Genomic DNA, 16,344 nt, shown 5'->3' with positions numbered 1-16,344 from the left:
CGTTCTATAGTGCTTTAACAAGAACAGATTTTATGAGGATATGTATGAAGGATATAATACTTGCATCCGCATCGCCCAGGCGGTCGGAACTTTTAAAAAGAATCGGACTTAAGTTTGAAGTAGTACCTGCGGACATTGATGAAGCAAATATAAGAGAGTTGGGACCAGAGAGTTATACTGTTGATATCGCTCATAAGAAGGCACTTGATATTGTAAACAGAAATTATAAGAACTCACTGGTTATAGCAGCAGATACAGTTGTGGTAAAAGGCGGAATCATGGGCAAGCCGACAGATGAAAATGAGGCATTTGAAATGCTTAAGGCTTTACAGGGGCAATGGCATGAAGTTATAACAGGCGTTGCAATAATTGATTCAGACAGCAAAGCGGAAATTTTGGATTACGAAAAGACTCTTGTAAAAATGACAAGTTTATCGGATATGGAGATCAGAGCTTATATTATGTCGGGAGAACCAATGGATAAAGCTGGTTCCTATGGGATTCAGGGCGTTGGTGCCATGATTGTTGAGAGAATCGAAGGATGCTACTTTAATGTTGTAGGGCTTCCACTTAATAAATTGAATGCTATGATGAGAAATTTCGGTGTAGATTTACTGATGGGGAATATACAGCTGTAAATCAAAATGTGGTTTTAATTAGAAGCGGTTATGGGAGGAGAAAAGGTAATGGGCTTTTTAGCAAGAGATATAGGTATTGATTTAGGTACGGCAAATACACTTGTACATGTAAAAGGAAAAGGTATTATTGTAAGAGAACCCTCTGTTGTTGCTGTTAATCAGCGTACAGGAGATATTCTTGCAGTTGGCGATGCAGCCAAAAGTATGATAGGCAGGACACCAGGCAATATTGTTGCAATCAGACCGATGAAGGATGGTGTTATAGCAGACTTTGATATAACACAAAGCATGCTGAAATATTTTATAAAAAGAGCTATGTCAAAAGGGCTTTTCAGTAAACCGAGGGTTGTTATTTGTGTACCATCGGGAGTAACTGAAGTAGAAAAAAGAGCTGTTGAAGAAGCCACCATTTCAGCAGGTGCAAAGGAGGCATACCTTATAGAGGAGCCTATGGCTGCTGCGATTGGTGCCAACCTTCCTGTTGAAGAACCATCCGGAAGTATGGTTGTTGATATTGGAGGCGGAACAAGTGAGGTGGCGGTCATATCCCTTGGTGGTATAGTGACGAGCAAATCCCTTAGAATAGCAGGGGATGAATTGGATGAAGCCATTGTTCATTATGTCAAAAAGGAATATAACCTAATGATAGGCGAGAGAACAGCTGAAGAAATAAAAGTGAACATAGGAGCTGCATATTTAAAACCAAAGGATGAGTCCATGGAGATTAGAGGAAGAGATCTTATAACAGGACTTCCTAAAAATATTAAGATTACATCATCCGAGATTACTGAAGCTATTAAGGAACCTATTAATTCTATTGTGGACTCTATCAAATATACCCTTGAAAAGACTCCACCCGAGCTTGCGGCAGATATTATGGACAGGGGTATAACCTTGACAGGCGGGGAGCTTTATTAAGCGGGCTTGACAGGCTCATAAGAGAAGAAACAGGCATGCCTGTTTCTGTTGCAGAAAACCCTTTGGATTGTGTTGCGATGGGATCAGGTAAGGTTTTAGATGAAATTGAGACGTTGAAAAAAGTTCTTATTTCACCAAAAAAGTTGAAATAACAAATTTCTGATGTTTAGAAATATTCAGTGTGGGCATGAAGGGGGGGCGTTATGTGCTACGCCTTTTAAAGAAAAAACCTTTTTTATTATTTGTAATCACCGTTGTTTTGTTCATTGTAATGGGTATTACCTCACAAAACAACAGCAAGCTTGCTTGGTTTAGTAATCTCTTTAATACGGCTGTTTCACCTATTCAAAATGTATTGACCTTTAGTGGGAACAAAGTTGATAAAACATTATCTTTTTTTAACGATAACAAAGTTGTAAGGGAAGAGAATGAAAAGTTAAAGAAAAGAATTGATGAGCTGGAAAAGGAAAATGAAGACCTTAAGAAGCTGAAAAGCAGGAACGATGTGCTAATGGAGGCTTTGAACCTTAAAAATCAGCTGAAAGAATTTGATTATATAAGTGCCAACATAATTGCGAAGGATCCTGGAAATTGGTTTAACATCTTTACGATAGATAGAGGAAGCAACAATAATGTTAATAATAACAGTGTAGTTGTGGCAAGTAGAGGCCTTGTAGGAAGAGTAATGGTGTCGGGACCTTTTTCGTCAAAGGTTATCTCAATTATAGATATCGATAGTGCTGTAAGTGCAAGAATTACCAAGAACAGTGAGTATGTAGATGTAAAAGGTGAAATATCCCTTAGAGATAAGGGGTTATGCAAAATGTATAACATAAGGCCTGGTGCTGACATAGCAGTTGGAGATAGTGTTGAGACATCGGGCATAGGAGGAATATTTCCTAAGGGAATAAAAATTGGTGAGGTCAAGGAAATAAGGCAGGTAAATAATGAGCTTGACAGATATGCAATAATTGAGCCTGTTGTTGATTTCAGAAGACTTGAAGATGTTTTTGTATTAAAGAGTAAAAAATAATTTTTGCGGGTAGCTATTATGAGGTCACGTATTGTTATTGCAGTAACAGGAGTATTTATAGCCATACTACTGCAAACAACCATTTTAGAATATATAAATTTTAATAATGTAATGCCTAACCTGCTGCTAGTGTTTATAGTTAGTGTTGCTTTGCTCCGGGGAAATATTGAAGGAGCCATTTTGGGCTTCTTTGCAGGTTTGACGCAGGACATAGTTTCGGGCAAAGTCATTGGCTTTTATGCCTTATTAGGCATGTATCTCGGTCTTATAGTAGGTTCGTTAAACAAAAGGATATATCGGGATAATGTTTTTGTGGCATTGTTTTTTACCTTTTCATCCAGCATAGTTTATGAAACCTTGGTCTATTTCTTTGGTGTTTTTCTTAAAGGTAATACTGATTTTTTGAATATCTTTACCAAAATTATATTTCCAGAGGCATTATATAATACAGCTTCGGCTATCATAATATTTTATATAGTAGTTAAAGCAGAGAGACGGATAAATAAATCACAAAAATCATTAAGAAAGTACTAGGGGTAAAAAATATTAAAATGGGTGATATTTTATGAAAGAATTTTTCAAGGATAGATATAATCTTTTAGCATTATTCTTTATACTGTTCGGGGCTGTAATACTGGTTCAGCTGGTGAACCTCCAGATAATAAACGGTAAAAGGTATGATGAAGAGTCCCAGAGAAAATTGCCTAATATCAGGCGAGTGTCTGCACCTAGGGGAAATATTGAGGACAGGTATGGGGTTCCCCTTGCCGTTAACAGGGTGGGTTATACAATCCAAATTATTAAGACAAAAATGAATAATGATGATAGAAACGAAATGCTTTTAAAGCTTGTTAACATATTTGAAAAAAACAATGACAACTATGATAAAAGCCTGGAAAAATACCTTAAAATTAAGCCATTCGCATTCGGGTCTGCAATTAACGGCTCCAGTAAGAAAATGGAGAGTTGGAAAAAGGATATGGATCCCAATAAGAAAAATGTTGATTTAATGTCCACTCCTGAAGGGACATACCAGTTTCTAAGGAAAAAGTTTGATATTGACAAGAAGTATTCTGTCGAGGATGCATATAAGATTATGTGTATCAGGTATGAGATGCTTATAAGGGGGTTTACCTCACTTACAGCACTAAGTCTTGCGAAGGATGTCAGCAGGGAAACGGTTGCAGAATTGGAAGAGAGGCACCAGGAGTTTCCTGGGATATATACAGATGTTGAAACCTTTAGAAAGTATACCATGGGGGAAACAGCCGGTCATGTAATCGGGTTTGTAAGACCGATGGATGAAGAGGAATATGAAAAATTAAAGGAAGAAGGCTATAGGCAGGATGAGATTGTAGGTAAGCTAGGTATTGAAGCGTTTGCAGAGCCGTATCTAAGAGGAAAAGACGGACAGAAGAAGATTGAAGTGGACATTGCAGGAAGGCTTACTGAGGAACTTGAGACCAATCCGGCAATACCCGGCAGTACTGTAAAACTTACTTTGGATATGAACTTACAAAAGGTTGCGATGGAGTCCATTGAGAGGAATTTAGAAAAGATAAGAAGTCAGGCTGATGGAAAAAAGAATTTCGGTGATGCCAAGACAGGATCTGCCGTAGCCATGGATGTAAATACCGGTGAGATCCTTGCAATGGCAAGCTATCCAAGCTATGATCCATCCAACTTTATTGCAAAGCCTGAAGATAAGGAAGCACAAAAGAAAATTGAAGAGTATTATGATGTTAAAAAATTCGAGCTTGCAAAGTTGTCGCCTACAATGAATAGGGTTATCAACGGGCGTTATGCTCCGGGTTCAACTTTTAAACCTCTTACGGCTATAGCCGCATTGGAAACGGGGGTAATAACAAAGGGGTACAATACTAGATATGATCCTGGCTACTTTGACGCCGACGGCTGGATGTTTAAATGCCTTGAGTATAAACACGGCCATGGCAATCTTACCTTAAAAAGAGCCATGGAAACATCCTGCAATATTTATTTTGAACAGGTCGGTTGTGAAGCAGGAATAGATAATATAAGTAAATGGGGTACCATGTTCGGTTTGGGTAAAAGAACAGGTATAGACTTAAAGGATGAAAGCAAAGGTGTTCTTGCATCAAGGGAATATAAAAAATCTGATGAGTTTAAGCGTAACTACGGAAGAATTGAAGATTGGTGGAAAGCAGATACTGCCCAGGCATCTATTGGCCAGATATACAATTTAGTTACCCCGCTTCAGTTGGTAAACTATATTGGAGCAATAGCAAATGGGGGCAAGCTCATGCGTCCGCACCTTATCAAGAAAGTTGTCAAGTACGACGGCTCAACGGTAATGGAAAATAAGCCGGACTACACAAAGATACCCGTAAAGAAGGAAAACCTTGATCTTGTCATAGAGGGTATGAAGGCCGTAACCATGCAGGAAGGTGGTACCGCGGTATCTGCATTCAGGAATTTCCCAATAGAGGTTGCCGGTAAGACGGGTACCGCGGAAACCGGTTATGAAAAAACAAAATCATCCAATGCGTTGTTTGTTTGCTTTGCTCCTGCAGATAAGCCTCAGATTGCAATTGCTGTCGTTGTAGAGAATGGTGCGTGGGGGGCTAATACTGCTCCCATTGCGGTAGATATAATGACAGAGTATTTTAATCTCTCAGGTTCGGCAAGATCGGATGACAAATTAAAAACAAACCAAATTGAATTCACACGATAGAAAAATATAAATCATTTTGATATAATAGCTTAGTTGAAGTAATATTTTAGTCATTCCTTATTTCAATATATAAAACTGTGGGGGTATCATGGATGGAGGAAAGTAGTGTATTATTTAAGGGTACTGTAAATGGACTTACTGTAATACTTAAAGAAGATGAGGTTTTTGGAAATATATATACCCATATGGAGAAAAAAATAGCTTCAGCCGGGAAATTCTTTAAGGGAGCTATCCTTGACGTAAGATATAGAGGTAGAAGCCTATCTAAGGAAGAAGAGGCCAAACTTTTAGAGCTTTTAATATCCAAAAGCGGTGCAAAGATAAAGAGCTTCAGTCGTGAAACAGAGCAGCAGATACAGGCTAAGGAATCCAAACCTAAGCCTTTAAATAAGGTTGAAATAAAAAAGATTTTATTCTTTAAAGGTATTGATGAAGGAGTATGCAGGTTTCATAAAGGCACCCTCAGGTCAGGTCAATTATTAAGCTTTGATGGAAATATAATTGTACTGGGGGATGTAAACCCGGGTGCTGAGGTAGTAGCGGCAGGAAATGTAATTGTGATGGGATCTCTTCGTGGAATAGTTCATGCAGGTGCCGACGGTAATAAGGACGCTGTGGTAGCAGCACTTAATTTACAGCCTACTCAGCTAAGGATTGCCGATGTTATTACGAGGCCGCCGGATGAAAAGGAAGCTGTTGTCACATTTGTTCCTGAGATTGCCTATATCAAGGATAACACAGTATATATTGAAAGATATCTACCACAACACAAATAAGGCAATACCTGATTGACAAAACATGAAAAGAAATATATATTTTTAATATGGGTGTTTTGTGTTCATATCATTTTAATTAATTTGTGATTTATCATAATTTCAATATAATCTAATAATTTAAGGTTGCGTTTAAAGAGATAATTTCCTTAAAGAGGGTTATATAAAGTGCTTTATATTTACGTTAAATAGCGACTTTCAAGGATATTATTTTAGGGGGATAAATAAATGGGCGAGGTTATTGTAGTTACTTCCGGTAAAGGTGGGGTTGGTAAAACAACTACTACTGCCAATATTGGAACTGGGTTGGCACTTAATGGTAAAAAGGTAGTTTTGGTTGATACTGATATAGGACTTAGGAATCTTGATGTTGTAATGGGATTGGAAAATAGAATTGTTTATGACCTGGTGGATGTTGTAGAAGGTACATGCAGGGTAAAGCAGGCATTAATCAAGGACAAGCGCTATGATGGGCTTTTTCTTCTGCCTGCTGCACAGACTAGGGACAAGTCAGCTGTAAATCCTGAGCAAATGATTAAACTCTGTGATGAGCTTAGAGCCGAATTCGATTTTATTATAGTAGACTGCCCTGCAGGTATAGAGCAGGGATTTAAAAATGCAATTGCCGGAGCAAACAGAGCGATTGTTGTAACTACTCCGGAAGTATCCGCGGTAAGGGATGCAGATAGGATAATAGGCCTTTTGGAAGCAAATGAGCTTAGAAACCCAAAGCTGCTTATAAACAGGGTAAGAGTTGATATGGTAAAGCGTGGAGACATGATGTCTATTGACGATATAGTTGACATACTTGCCATTGATATAATCGGGGTTGTTCCTGATGATGAGAAGATAGTTGTTTCTACCAATAGAGGGGAACCTGCAGTAAATGACAGTAAATCATTAGCAGGTGAAGCTTATAGGAATGTTACAAGAAGGATTTTGGGGGAAGAAATTCCTTTGCTTAGTTTGGATACAGATGAAGGTTTTGTTGTAAGGCTTAAAAAACTATTGGGCTTGAAAGCTAATTAATAAGGAGGGAAACATATGTTATTGGATTTGTCAAAGTTGTTTGGTAGATCGAAGACATCAAAAGATGTTGCAAAAGAGAGATTAAAACTCGTTTTGATTCATGACAGGGCGAATGTTTCTCCTCAGTTTCTTGAAATGGTAAAAGGTGAAATAATTAAAGTAATTCAAAATTATATGGAGATTGACGAAGGTGCTTTAGATTTGCAGATTACCAGGACAAAAGGCGAAGACGGAGATAGTGTTGTTCCTGCATTGGTTGCCAATATTCCAATTAGGAATGTAAAAAATAGTGGAAAATAATTAAGTATTAGTCACTAAGAGTAAGTTATTTCTTTATATTACAAAATTCAACGCAAAATTTTATGGATGGTACAGTTCAATGAATATAGCATTAATAGCCCATGATACAAAGAAAGAGCTTATGGCAGCTTTCTGTATAGCGTACAAAGCTATTCTGCAATCTCATAGTCTGATTGCTACTGGTACTACAGGGTCAGTAATCATGGAACAGACAGGGTTAAATATTAATATGTGTGCCCCTGGGCTTTTAGGTGAGCAGCAAATAGCCGCAAGAGTAGCTTATAATGAGATTGATTTGGTGATTTTTCTGAGGGATCCGGTGTCTCCTAAATCTCACGAACCTGATATTACATTACTTTTACAGCATTGTGATACTAACAATATACCATTTGCTACAAACGTTGCTACCGCTGAGATGTTGATTAAGAGTCTTGACAGAGGGGATTTAGCCTGGAGGGAATTGATTAATCCAAGTTATTAGAACAGCGTCTTATAGATATCGAACTGATATATAACTTTACAGTTCGATATCAAAACTTTAAATAACCGACTGTAATGGCCAAAAGATTTGGTCATTACAGTCGGTTATTTTTTATTTCAACAACATTCAAGGTTGATGTCTAGGAAATTGTGGCATATATTTTTTTGCGAATTAATATAATTAAAATATAAGATTAATAACACTTTTGATGTATAAATGCCTTAATACCAAGCTTGCAATAATAAAATACAATACCCTAAGGATGAGAATAATGGATAATACTACGGCAAGAGGGCCATATCAGCGTAGAAATACATATAACAGAAAAAAGAAAAAAAGTGGTGAAAATAATAACAGGTTAGCTTTTGTCATTGTCAAACAGTTAATTATATCGCTTGTGTTTTTTTTACTTGTGAGTGCTGTCATGAATTTTGATTCACCCATGACTGATTTTTTGACTGATAAGGTTAGTTATGTTATGGAGTATAACGTTGAGATAAATGATATATTTGGCAAAATATACTCACTCACTGATATGCTTAAGAAAAACAATCTCAACAAGGATAATAATAAAGATGAAGAGGAAAAGCCAATTGATATAAGCGGTACTGAAGACAGTGCTATTCCTGCTAGTGCACAGGTATATCAATTGGATAATGAGGATTTTTCCAAAATTGATTATGGAGGGATAATTGAGGAGGATGAGCATGATACTGAGGACAAAAAGCTCGATGCCAACGAAAATAATCCAGATGAAAAGCTTGAAAAAAGTCAGCCAAAGGCTAATGAAAATAATATAAATGATACAAAAAAGAGCGATATAACTAATAAAACAAATTTAAAGTTTATTGCACCTTTGATTGCTCCATTAGGTTCTAAATTTGGCGAGAGAATACATCCTATAAAAGGTTCGGTTGAAATGCATAAGGGTGTGGATATTAAGGCAAATTACGGTGTAGCGATAAAAGCGGCAATGGCAGGGAAGGTTATTGAAGCGGGCCCATGCTCTACATTCGGAAATTTGGTAAAGATTGATCATCAGAATGGATATATCACTCTTTATGCACATTGTTCTGTAACAATTGCTAAAAAAGGAAAGATGGTTAAACAGGGAGATGTCATAGCGAAGGTAGGAAGTACCGGTTCTTCTACTGGTCCGCATTTGCATTTTGAAATTTGGAAAGACAATAAAGCGGTAAATCCATTGTATTATGTAAAAATTGGAAAATAATATGATTTTGCTTAATAAAATGAAAGCTTTGGTAAAAAAGATAGAAATGGATTTTTTAATGCCTGGCAAATTATGGTGTGTTCTGTATCACAATTTCTCTCAACAACAATCAAGGTTGCAAAATCACTTTGTGATTTTGTTTCTTATTACAATAACCATTATGGTTATCTGTGGTTATGCAAAAGAGTACTGTATGGCCTATCTTTCCATGCTACTGCATGAGTTAGGCCATACTTTTACAGCAGCATTTTTTGGAAACTCAGTCAACTTCATTAAAATATCCCCCTTTGGATTTAAGGCTGAAATTGAAGGGAAAAATATAATTACTGAAAGACTGATCATTTACCTATGCGGTCCTTTAACGAATATACTTTTATTCTTAATTTCTGTTATAATTGCTAGCACTTTTCCATATCATAAATCTATATTTACATTAATCGCTTACCTCAATATTTGTCTCGCAGTATTCAACCTCCTGCCGGTCATGCCTTTAGATGGAGGAAGGATTATATTTGAATTGGCTTGTGCGAGGTTAGGCAGCTATAAAGCACATAAGTACATATGCTATGTATCTTATGTTTTATCAGTGTTTTTTATAATAGTTGGTTGTGTACTTGTTTCATATAATATGGCAAACTTTTGCCTGGTACTCATTGGAATTTTTATTCTTGGTGAGCTTAAGAGTTTTAAAAGGGAGGTAGCAATTATGAATATGAAAGATGTTATATATAGAAGATCTAGATTATTAAAAAAAGGTATATATCCGGCCAGGGATCTGGTTGTTGTTAAAACAATGCGTATGGGGGATATTATAAGGAACTTGGATTTTGACAGGTTTCATATTATTCATGTTCTTGATGAAGATCTAAAGCTTCTGAAGGTTTTTACAGAGCAGGATATTATGGATGGTGTAGTAAAACACAGCGGAGATATGACGTTTGAGGAGTTTATAATGACTGATGAATAAGGTGTTTACATAGGGAATAAAATGACCTATCCAAATAGATAAGGGCATTTCAAAAAATACATTATTCAAGTGTTTTTTGAAATGCCCTGTTGACCAGTTAATTATTTGTTAATACCTAAGCTATTTTTGAATATCTGGAAAATTACGGTGTATTCCACGCCACAAATTTGTTATTATAGCAATCCGCAATTTTTTATTATCTCTGCACTCGATTTGGGCCTGTTCATTGTGTACAGGTGAATTCCATCTACACTATTATCAACTAGGTCTCGTATCTGTATGCTGGCATATTCTATTCCTGCTTTTAATAAATCATCAGGGTTATCCTGATATTTATCCAGCATAAGTACCAGCTTGGCAGGTATTGAACAACCGCTCTTAGCAGTCATGGCTTTTATTTTTGAGCTGAATATCGGCATTATTCCTGCTGTTACAGGGCACTTTATGCCGACAATTGCTGCTCTTTCCTGGAACTCATAGAACAACTTGTTATCGAAGAAAAGCTGTGTAACAAGGAAATCCACTCCGGCATCAGTTTTATGCTTAAGGTTGATCATATCATCCTTGATTTTAAGGCACTCAGGATGACCTTCAAGATAAGCCGCTGCAGCTATACAAAGGTCATTATTCCTTTTGCGTATATGTGATATAAGCTCCGATGCATATTTGAAACCGTTGTTATCAAAATTGAAGTCTGGTTGATCAGCGGGTGGATCGCCTCTAAGGGCTAAAATGTTTTTTACATTGTTTTTTATCAATGAATCCACTATATAATCAATTTCTTCAATTGAATGTCCGACACAGGTGAGGTGTGCCATACTTTCTATATTATATGAATTCTTTATGTTTGAGGAAATTTCTATGGTTCTATCTTTCTGACTACCGCCGGCTCCATATGTAACACTTATATAATCAGGGCCAAGTGCCTTGAACTTTTCTAAAGTGTCAAAAATAGTATCTAGAGGGGTATCAAGTTTTGGTGGAAATATTTCAAAGGAAACAACCGGCTTTTTACTATTGAATAAATCAATTATTTTCATCGTGACCTCCCAAAATATGAATACTATATAAAAGTATTAATAATCTCTTACATTTAATCTAAAAATATTATATCACAATAATAAATTCTGTCAAGTTTAATTATATTCTACCTAAATTCAATTATATACAATTAAACAGCTGATAATTATATTTAACTTTTATAAGCTGCCGATTCGCTATAGGGATAATGGACTATAAAAATAGTACTGTATATGGATAACAAATGATAGGAATGTATTATTAATGAAATGTAAGATATCTGATAAGATTAAATTATAGCGATAATACATTAATTTATGGAAATAATTTTTCATTCATGCCTTAGTAAGGTTAAAATGGGGATGTGAAGAAAATATGAATATTAAATTTTTAAAGAGCAAAAAGGGTGTCTCTATAGTTATATTCTCAATTGCACTTACTGCAGTTTTAGGAATGAGTGCAATTGTTGTTGACATAGGAAATGTAGCAATTGGTAGACAGAAGCTGCAAAATGCTATAGATTCAGCAGCTTTAGCGGCAGTGCAGGAATTGCCCAATCAAAGCAAGGCTTTGGAAGTAGTTAATGACTATGTAGTAAAAAACGGGTTTACTCCAAGTGATGTCAAGGTTACGTTTTCGGAAGACAGTACAGAGGTTTCGATAGAAGGCACAAAAAAAATCAATTATCTTTTTGCCAGGATTTTGGGATTGGAAGGTAAAAGTACCAAGTGCAATGCTGCCGCTTTATCGGGAAATATTGGACAAGCGTTGGATTATGTGTTGTTTTCGGGAAGCACTACTACAAATCTAATTATTAATGGGTCCCAAATGTACGTTAATGGGAACTCCCACACTAATGCCGGTTTTATAGCTAACGGTTCAAAACAAAAAATAACAGGTGCTTGTGAAGCAGTAAAAAGTGTAGTAGTAAATGGTAGTCAAATAGAAATTAACAACAGGATGCCTAACAGCCCATATGTTGAAATGCCCGATTTCTCTGAAACTATAAGGGTACAGGCAGAGAAAAGCGGGAAGTATTATAATTCCAGCAAAGAGTTTTCAGGATCGTATGTAAATGTAAATGAGCCAATATATGTTGATGGAGATTTGACGGTTAACGGCAGTCATTTTAGAGGTGAAGGATGTATTTTGGTAACCGGTAATATAACATTTAACGGCAGCAATTTATATGATTCCACGAAGGATTCCATTTGTTTTTATTCTAAAAACGGCAAAATTACAATTAATGGCTCTAATATAAATTTAAACGGTATTGTTTATGCACCTAACGGCAGCATTACCATGAACGGGTCGAACCAGACTATAATGGGAAGAGTAATAGGAAAAACACTGGTGTTTAATGGTAGTAATCTTACAGTTGACGGAGCAGATACCAATATGGGCGGCGTACCATCAAAGGGAGCACAGCTTATTCATTAGTGAACTTGTTTAGAAGTAAGAAATGGGAGCAAGCATAGACCCTGCTTGCTCCCATTTCCATAATTGATTTAGTATTTACCGAATTCCTTTTCATTTAGATCAATATTCCTTAAAGCCTTGAAATTACTGTGAGTATCGGGTGATTTGGCATTATTCATTTGTTCTAGCATTTTTAGCACATCGGGGCTAATATCATCAATTCCTTTATAGTTTAAGTGATTGCTTTTTTTCAGTTTGAACATTGATACTTGCTCTTTTAAGAGCTGTGCCTGGCTTGAGAGTTCTTCGCTGGCAGCTGCACTTTCTTCAGAAGTAGCGGAATTGGTCTGTACAACCTGAGAAACCTGCATAATGCCTTGGTTCACCTGTGCAATTCCAGATGCCTGTTCGTTGGAGGCTTTAGCAATTTCACCAACTAAATCTGCAGCTTTTGCAACACCTTCTACAATCTGGTTCAATGCTGCGGCTGTATCATTGGCAATTTTTGTTCCGATATCTACTTTTTTAATTGATCCTTCTATCATTGCAGTGGTTTCTTTTGCTGCATTGGCAGAGCGAGCTGCCAGGTTTCTTACTTCCTCTGCTACTACTGCAAATCCTTTGCCATGCTGTCCTGCTCTTGCTGCTTCTACAGCTGCATTCAATGCGAGGATATTGGTCTGGAATGCGATTTCATCGATGACCTTAATTATTTTTGAAATATTGTTTGATGAATCATTGATTTCTGCCATTGCTTTTAGCATTTCAGACATCTGCTCATTGCCGTGAACAGCATTTTCCTTTGCTGCAGAAGCAAATTCATTGGCGTGATTAGCATTGACTGCATTTTGTCTGGTTTGTGAAGCAACTTGTTCGATGGAAGAAGTAATTTCCTCAATGGAACTTGCCTGTTCGGTTGAGCCTTGTGACAATGCCTGGCTTGATGCCGAAACCTGCCTTGCACTTGCTGCTACCTGTTCAGAGGCATAATTAATGTTACCCAACACTTCGTTAAAAGCATTAATTGTATTATTGATTGCATCTTTAATTATGGCATGATCTCCTTTGTAGGCCCCTTCTACAGCAACCTGAAGGTTAGCTTTGGATATTTCGTTTAAAACAGCAGTTGACTCTTTAATAGGCTCAACAGCAGCATCTAGTGTCTTATTAACGCCATCAACAATACTACGGTAATCACCCTTAAATGCACTTACATCTCCTCTGACGCTTAAGCGGCCTTCTATTGCATTTTCCGAAAGTCTTAAGATTTCTTTGATTAAATTCCTTATTGATTCGCTCATTGTAATAAAAGAATTGGATAGTTCTCCTATTTCGTCTTTTGTTGATGTTTCAATATTTATATTCATATCGCCATTTGCAAGCTTATTCGCAGCATTGGATATTTTTTGAATTCCGCCTGAAATAATTTTACTTACATAATAAGCAATAAATAATGCACATAGTATTGCAACCAGTGTTCCAATTATGAGAACCATTTTGGTAGAAGTTTCCAAGCCGTTCTGATTAACGTCCCTCTCTTTTAAAAGGGCATTTTCCATGGTGGTGCTTTCTGTTACTATACTTCGAAGGTTATCCATATATGTTTTCCCTTTAGCAGCCAACTCTTCCCGTATTACATCATCCATAACCTTATTCTTATTTACCACTTCACGTCTTAGATTAATACTGCTTTCTGCTGTTTGCTGCCATGCTTCTTTTAACTGCTTAATTTTATCAAGATTTGCCTGTTGCTTTGGGTTATCGCTGGTTAATTCCTTTACATTATTAAAATATTTTTCAAAATCTGTTTTTCCCTTATTATATGGCTCGAGGAATTTTTCATCTCCTGTAATGGAAAAACCACGCTGACCTGTTTCCATGTTAATCATACTGGTAACAATATTATCTAGATCGGACAAAACTTCATAAGTATGCTCATTCCAATCATTGGCTTTAGTGTAATTAGAAAAATTAACGAACACTATAGTTGATAATATTACAAGAACCAGTATTACTACACAAAAACCAACATATAACTTTTTTGCAATTTTCAAGTTATTAAACCAGTTTAACATATTAATATCACCTTTATCCTTTAGATTTTTTGAATTTTTATCCTATAATGATTATCGTCATGCTAATTTTAGTTGGTTACTGGGAATAGATTCCTGATTCATGATTTACTTGAAGAATCCAGCACTTATTTGCTATAATATTAATATATTATGTCTTATCATTTTTTCAATATCTAAATGATAATGGTGTCTTAACACCGCAATTTTGTACTTTCTAATAAAAATAATCATTTTAATTTCATTAAGGATCAATAATAAGTTTTGTTTAAAATTCACTTCAGCCAAATAGGTAAGATTTATCCGTTAATTCCTTATTCAGAAAAAGGAGGGGAAAATGAATATGAAACTATTAAGAAGTGTTGCTGCTGCCGCAATGATTGCCCTTTTCATAACAGGCTGCGGAATCAATAATGATATGGATAGTACGTCTATGAATGCTAAAAGTGTTGAAAGCAAGAGAAAAATTATTTTTAGTACTAACAGGCTTGATAAACTTGAGCAGCTAAATCAGTTGGCAGAAGAGTTCATGATCAGAAATCCGGATATAATAATTGAATTCGAAGGGCTAAAGGATTATGATAGAATTTATAAGGCAAGGCTTGCTGTTAATGAGCTTATGGATATATCGGCTGTAACTGAAATATTTCCAGATATGGGTGATAATTTTGTGGAGCTTGATGATATAGGATTTTCAAGAGAAAATTTTACAATACCCCTTGCTTTAGTCAACCAGCATGTATATAGCCTTCCTGTTGGAGTTAACTATGATGGTGTTATATATAACAAGGCTGCATTTAAAAAAGCAGGTATAAATGAGGTGCCTCGGACAATGAAGGATTTATTTAAGGCATGTGAAAAGTTAAAAAGTGCCGGTATTGTGCCGCTTGCAATTAATGCAAAAGATAAGTGGCCTTCCGGGTGGTATGCCAGAAGATATCCCAAGATGTTGTTGGATAATCCTGGGTATGAAAACGAATTAGCTGAAAAAAGTCAGTTTTTAAGTGGTGACAGTCCGGTGTTAAGTATATTGAAAACATTAAGGGATATGAAAATAAAAGGGTATTTGGAACCGGATATTACCCAAACAGACTGGGAACAGATGAAGAAAGATTTTGCGCAGGGTAAGGTGGGCATGACGTTTTTAGGATCATGGTTTGTTTCTCAGGTTATAGAAAATGGAGCAGAGGCAAAAGATGTAGGAATGTTTCCTTTTCCTGAAACGAAAAGTATAATCCTTGACAATGACTTTACATATGCCATAAGCAAGAGATCTATGAATATTGATGCAGCAAAAGCATTCTTAAAATATGCCTGGGAAGAATCGAGAATATCAAAGGCAATCGGACAGGCTTCTCCATTCAAGAATTCTGCTAATAATCCTGCAGAAATAAATGAATTGCTGTCTTTTGATATTCCTGCTAAAACAATGATGACCGATACCAGTAGATTTAATGTGTTGTTAAATGCAGCAGGTATAGATATGAATGATATGTTTTATGAGTATTTGATTTCCGATAATCCAAAGGATGTTATTGATGACTATAATGAAAGATGGATGAATGGAAGACAAAAGGTGAATGGAAGTAAATCATAATTATAAAAACTTGGAATAAAAGAAAATATATTATATAATAAAGCTGCATCGTAATTATGCTTGATATATATCAAGCATAATTTTTATGTGAATAGGAAATAAAGGTATAACTTGTACAGACAAACAATAAAGCTTGCTGCAAAATGGTTGAAT

General features: G+C 36.1%; 14 protein-coding genes and 1 pseudogene. 13 read left to right on the top strand and 2 right to left on the bottom strand.

Annotation, left to right across the window (positions count from 1 at the left end; genetic code table 11):
- The first annotated feature begins 44 nt into the window (after positions 1–44).
- The 11 genes and pseudogenes from Bccel_RS11290 to Bccel_RS11240 all read left to right on the top strand — a co-directional run bounded on the left by Bccel_RS11290 (position 45) and on the right by Bccel_RS11240 (position 10,083).
- Positions 45–638, top strand: coding sequence for a Maf family protein (locus Bccel_RS11290; RefSeq protein ID WP_036941685.1), 594 nt, complete (start codon positions 45–47; stop codon positions 636–638).
- A 48-nt stretch (positions 639–686) separates the two neighbouring features.
- Positions 687–1,708, top strand: a pseudogene (locus Bccel_RS11285) (rod shape-determining protein).
- Between the two features lie 53 nt (positions 1,709–1,761).
- Positions 1,762–2,589, top strand: coding sequence for a rod shape-determining protein MreC (gene mreC, locus Bccel_RS11280; protein WP_242853120.1), 828 nt, complete (start codon positions 1,762–1,764; stop codon positions 2,587–2,589).
- An 18-nt stretch (positions 2,590–2,607) separates the two neighbouring features.
- Positions 2,608–3,123 carry a rod shape-determining protein MreD gene (gene mreD, locus Bccel_RS11275; RefSeq protein ID WP_152965987.1) on the top strand — a complete coding sequence of 172 codons (516 nt, stop codon included), beginning with the start codon at positions 2,608–2,610 and terminating at the stop codon, positions 3,121–3,123.
- A gap of 31 nt (positions 3,124–3,154) precedes the next feature.
- Positions 3,155–5,302 (top strand): penicillin-binding protein 2, encoded by a 2,148-nt coding sequence (mrdA, locus tag Bccel_RS11270; protein WP_036941694.1) that lies wholly within the window; start codon positions 3,155–3,157, stop codon positions 5,300–5,302.
- Positions 5,303–5,394: 92 nt separating this feature from the next.
- Positions 5,395–6,078: a septum site-determining protein MinC gene (gene minC, locus Bccel_RS11265; protein WP_036941697.1), complete on the top strand. Its 684-nt coding sequence runs from the start codon at positions 5,395–5,397 to the stop codon at positions 6,076–6,078.
- Between the two features lie 225 nt (positions 6,079–6,303).
- Positions 6,304–7,104 (top strand): septum site-determining protein MinD, encoded by an 801-nt coding sequence (gene minD, locus Bccel_RS11260; RefSeq protein WP_036941699.1) that lies wholly within the window; start codon positions 6,304–6,306, stop codon positions 7,102–7,104.
- A 15-nt stretch (positions 7,105–7,119) separates the two neighbouring features.
- Entirely contained in the window at positions 7,120–7,404 is a 285-nt protein-coding gene (minE, locus tag Bccel_RS11255) for a cell division topological specificity factor MinE (protein WP_036941702.1), read from the top strand.
- Between the two features lie 79 nt (positions 7,405–7,483).
- Entirely contained in the window at positions 7,484–7,885 is a 402-nt protein-coding gene (locus Bccel_RS11250; RefSeq protein ID WP_036941705.1) for a methylglyoxal synthase, read from the top strand.
- Positions 7,886–8,156: 271 nt separating this feature from the next.
- Positions 8,157–9,116 carry a M23 family metallopeptidase gene (locus tag Bccel_RS11245; protein ID WP_050753382.1) on the top strand — a complete coding sequence of 320 codons (960 nt, stop codon included), beginning with the start codon at positions 8,157–8,159 and terminating at the stop codon, positions 9,114–9,116.
- Positions 9,117–9,246: 130 nt separating this feature from the next.
- Positions 9,247–10,083 carry a site-2 protease family protein gene (locus Bccel_RS11240; protein WP_160317714.1) on the top strand — a complete coding sequence of 279 codons (837 nt, stop codon included), beginning with the start codon at positions 9,247–9,249 and terminating at the stop codon, positions 10,081–10,083.
- A gap of 173 nt (positions 10,084–10,256) precedes the next feature.
- Here Bccel_RS11240 and metF read toward each other — a convergent pair whose 3' ends face one another.
- On the bottom strand, positions 10,257–11,123 hold the full coding sequence (gene metF, locus Bccel_RS11235) for a methylenetetrahydrofolate reductase [NAD(P)H] (RefSeq protein ID WP_036941708.1): 867 nt from the start codon (positions 11,121–11,123) through the stop codon (positions 10,257–10,259).
- Positions 11,124–11,478: 355 nt separating this feature from the next.
- On the opposite strand from metF, the gene Bccel_RS11230 reads away from it, so the two are divergent.
- Complete coding sequence (locus tag Bccel_RS11230; RefSeq protein WP_050753380.1) at positions 11,479–12,543, top strand: TadE/TadG family type IV pilus assembly protein; 1,065 nt, start codon at positions 11,479–11,481, stop codon at positions 12,541–12,543.
- A 68-nt stretch (positions 12,544–12,611) separates the two neighbouring features.
- Here the strand turns inward: Bccel_RS11230 and Bccel_RS11225 are convergent, their stop codons facing one another.
- Positions 12,612–14,597, bottom strand: coding sequence for a methyl-accepting chemotaxis protein (locus Bccel_RS11225; protein ID WP_036941711.1), 1,986 nt, complete (start codon positions 14,595–14,597; stop codon positions 12,612–12,614).
- Between the two features lie 334 nt (positions 14,598–14,931).
- On the opposite strand from Bccel_RS11225, the gene Bccel_RS11220 reads away from it, so the two are divergent.
- On the top strand, positions 14,932–16,191 hold the full coding sequence (locus Bccel_RS11220) for an ABC transporter substrate-binding protein (protein WP_036941713.1): 1,260 nt from the start codon (positions 14,932–14,934) through the stop codon (positions 16,189–16,191).
- Positions 16,192–16,344 lie beyond the last annotated feature (153 nt).

The sequence above is a fragment of the Pseudobacteroides cellulosolvens ATCC 35603 = DSM 2933 genome, from assembly GCF_001262605.1.
In the GTDB taxonomy this organism is placed as follows: domain Bacteria; phylum Bacillota; class Clostridia; order Acetivibrionales; family DSM-2933; genus Pseudobacteroides; species Pseudobacteroides cellulosolvens.
The sequence above is the reverse complement of the archived record's forward strand: the minus strand, read 5'-3'. Positions and strand labels throughout refer to the sequence as shown.

What these genes read in the sequence shown, in the direction of transcription:
- Bccel_RS11245 (WP_050753382.1), top strand. Translation starts at nt 8,157, where the DNA reads ATGGATAATACTACGGCAAGAGGGCCATATCAGCGTAGAAATACATAT.
- minC (WP_036941697.1), top strand. Translation starts at nt 5,395, where the DNA reads ATGGAGGAAAGTAGTGTATTATTTAAGGGTACTGTAAATGGACTTACT.
- Bccel_RS11250 (WP_036941705.1), top strand. Translation starts at nt 7,484, where the DNA reads ATGAATATAGCATTAATAGCCCATGATACAAAGAAAGAGCTTATGGCA.
- Bccel_RS11230 (WP_050753380.1), top strand. Translation starts at nt 11,479, where the DNA reads ATGAATATTAAATTTTTAAAGAGCAAAAAGGGTGTCTCTATAGTTATA.
- mrdA (WP_036941694.1), top strand. Translation starts at nt 3,155, where the DNA reads ATGAAAGAATTTTTCAAGGATAGATATAATCTTTTAGCATTATTCTTT.
- minE (WP_036941702.1), top strand. Translation starts at nt 7,120, where the DNA reads ATGTTATTGGATTTGTCAAAGTTGTTTGGTAGATCGAAGACATCAAAA.
- Bccel_RS11220 (WP_036941713.1), top strand. Translation starts at nt 14,932, where the DNA reads ATGAATATGAAACTATTAAGAAGTGTTGCTGCTGCCGCAATGATTGCC.
- minD (WP_036941699.1), top strand. Translation starts at nt 6,304, where the DNA reads ATGGGCGAGGTTATTGTAGTTACTTCCGGTAAAGGTGGGGTTGGTAAA.
- mreD (WP_152965987.1), top strand. Translation starts at nt 2,608, where the DNA reads ATGAGGTCACGTATTGTTATTGCAGTAACAGGAGTATTTATAGCCATA.
- Bccel_RS11225 (WP_036941711.1), bottom strand. Translation starts at nt 14,597, where the DNA reads ATGTTAAACTGGTTTAATAACTTGAAAATTGCAAAAAAGTTATATGTT.
- Bccel_RS11290 (WP_036941685.1), top strand. Translation starts at nt 45, where the DNA reads ATGAAGGATATAATACTTGCATCCGCATCGCCCAGGCGGTCGGAACTT.
- metF (WP_036941708.1), bottom strand. Translation starts at nt 11,123, where the DNA reads ATGAAAATAATTGATTTATTCAATAGTAAAAAGCCGGTTGTTTCCTTT.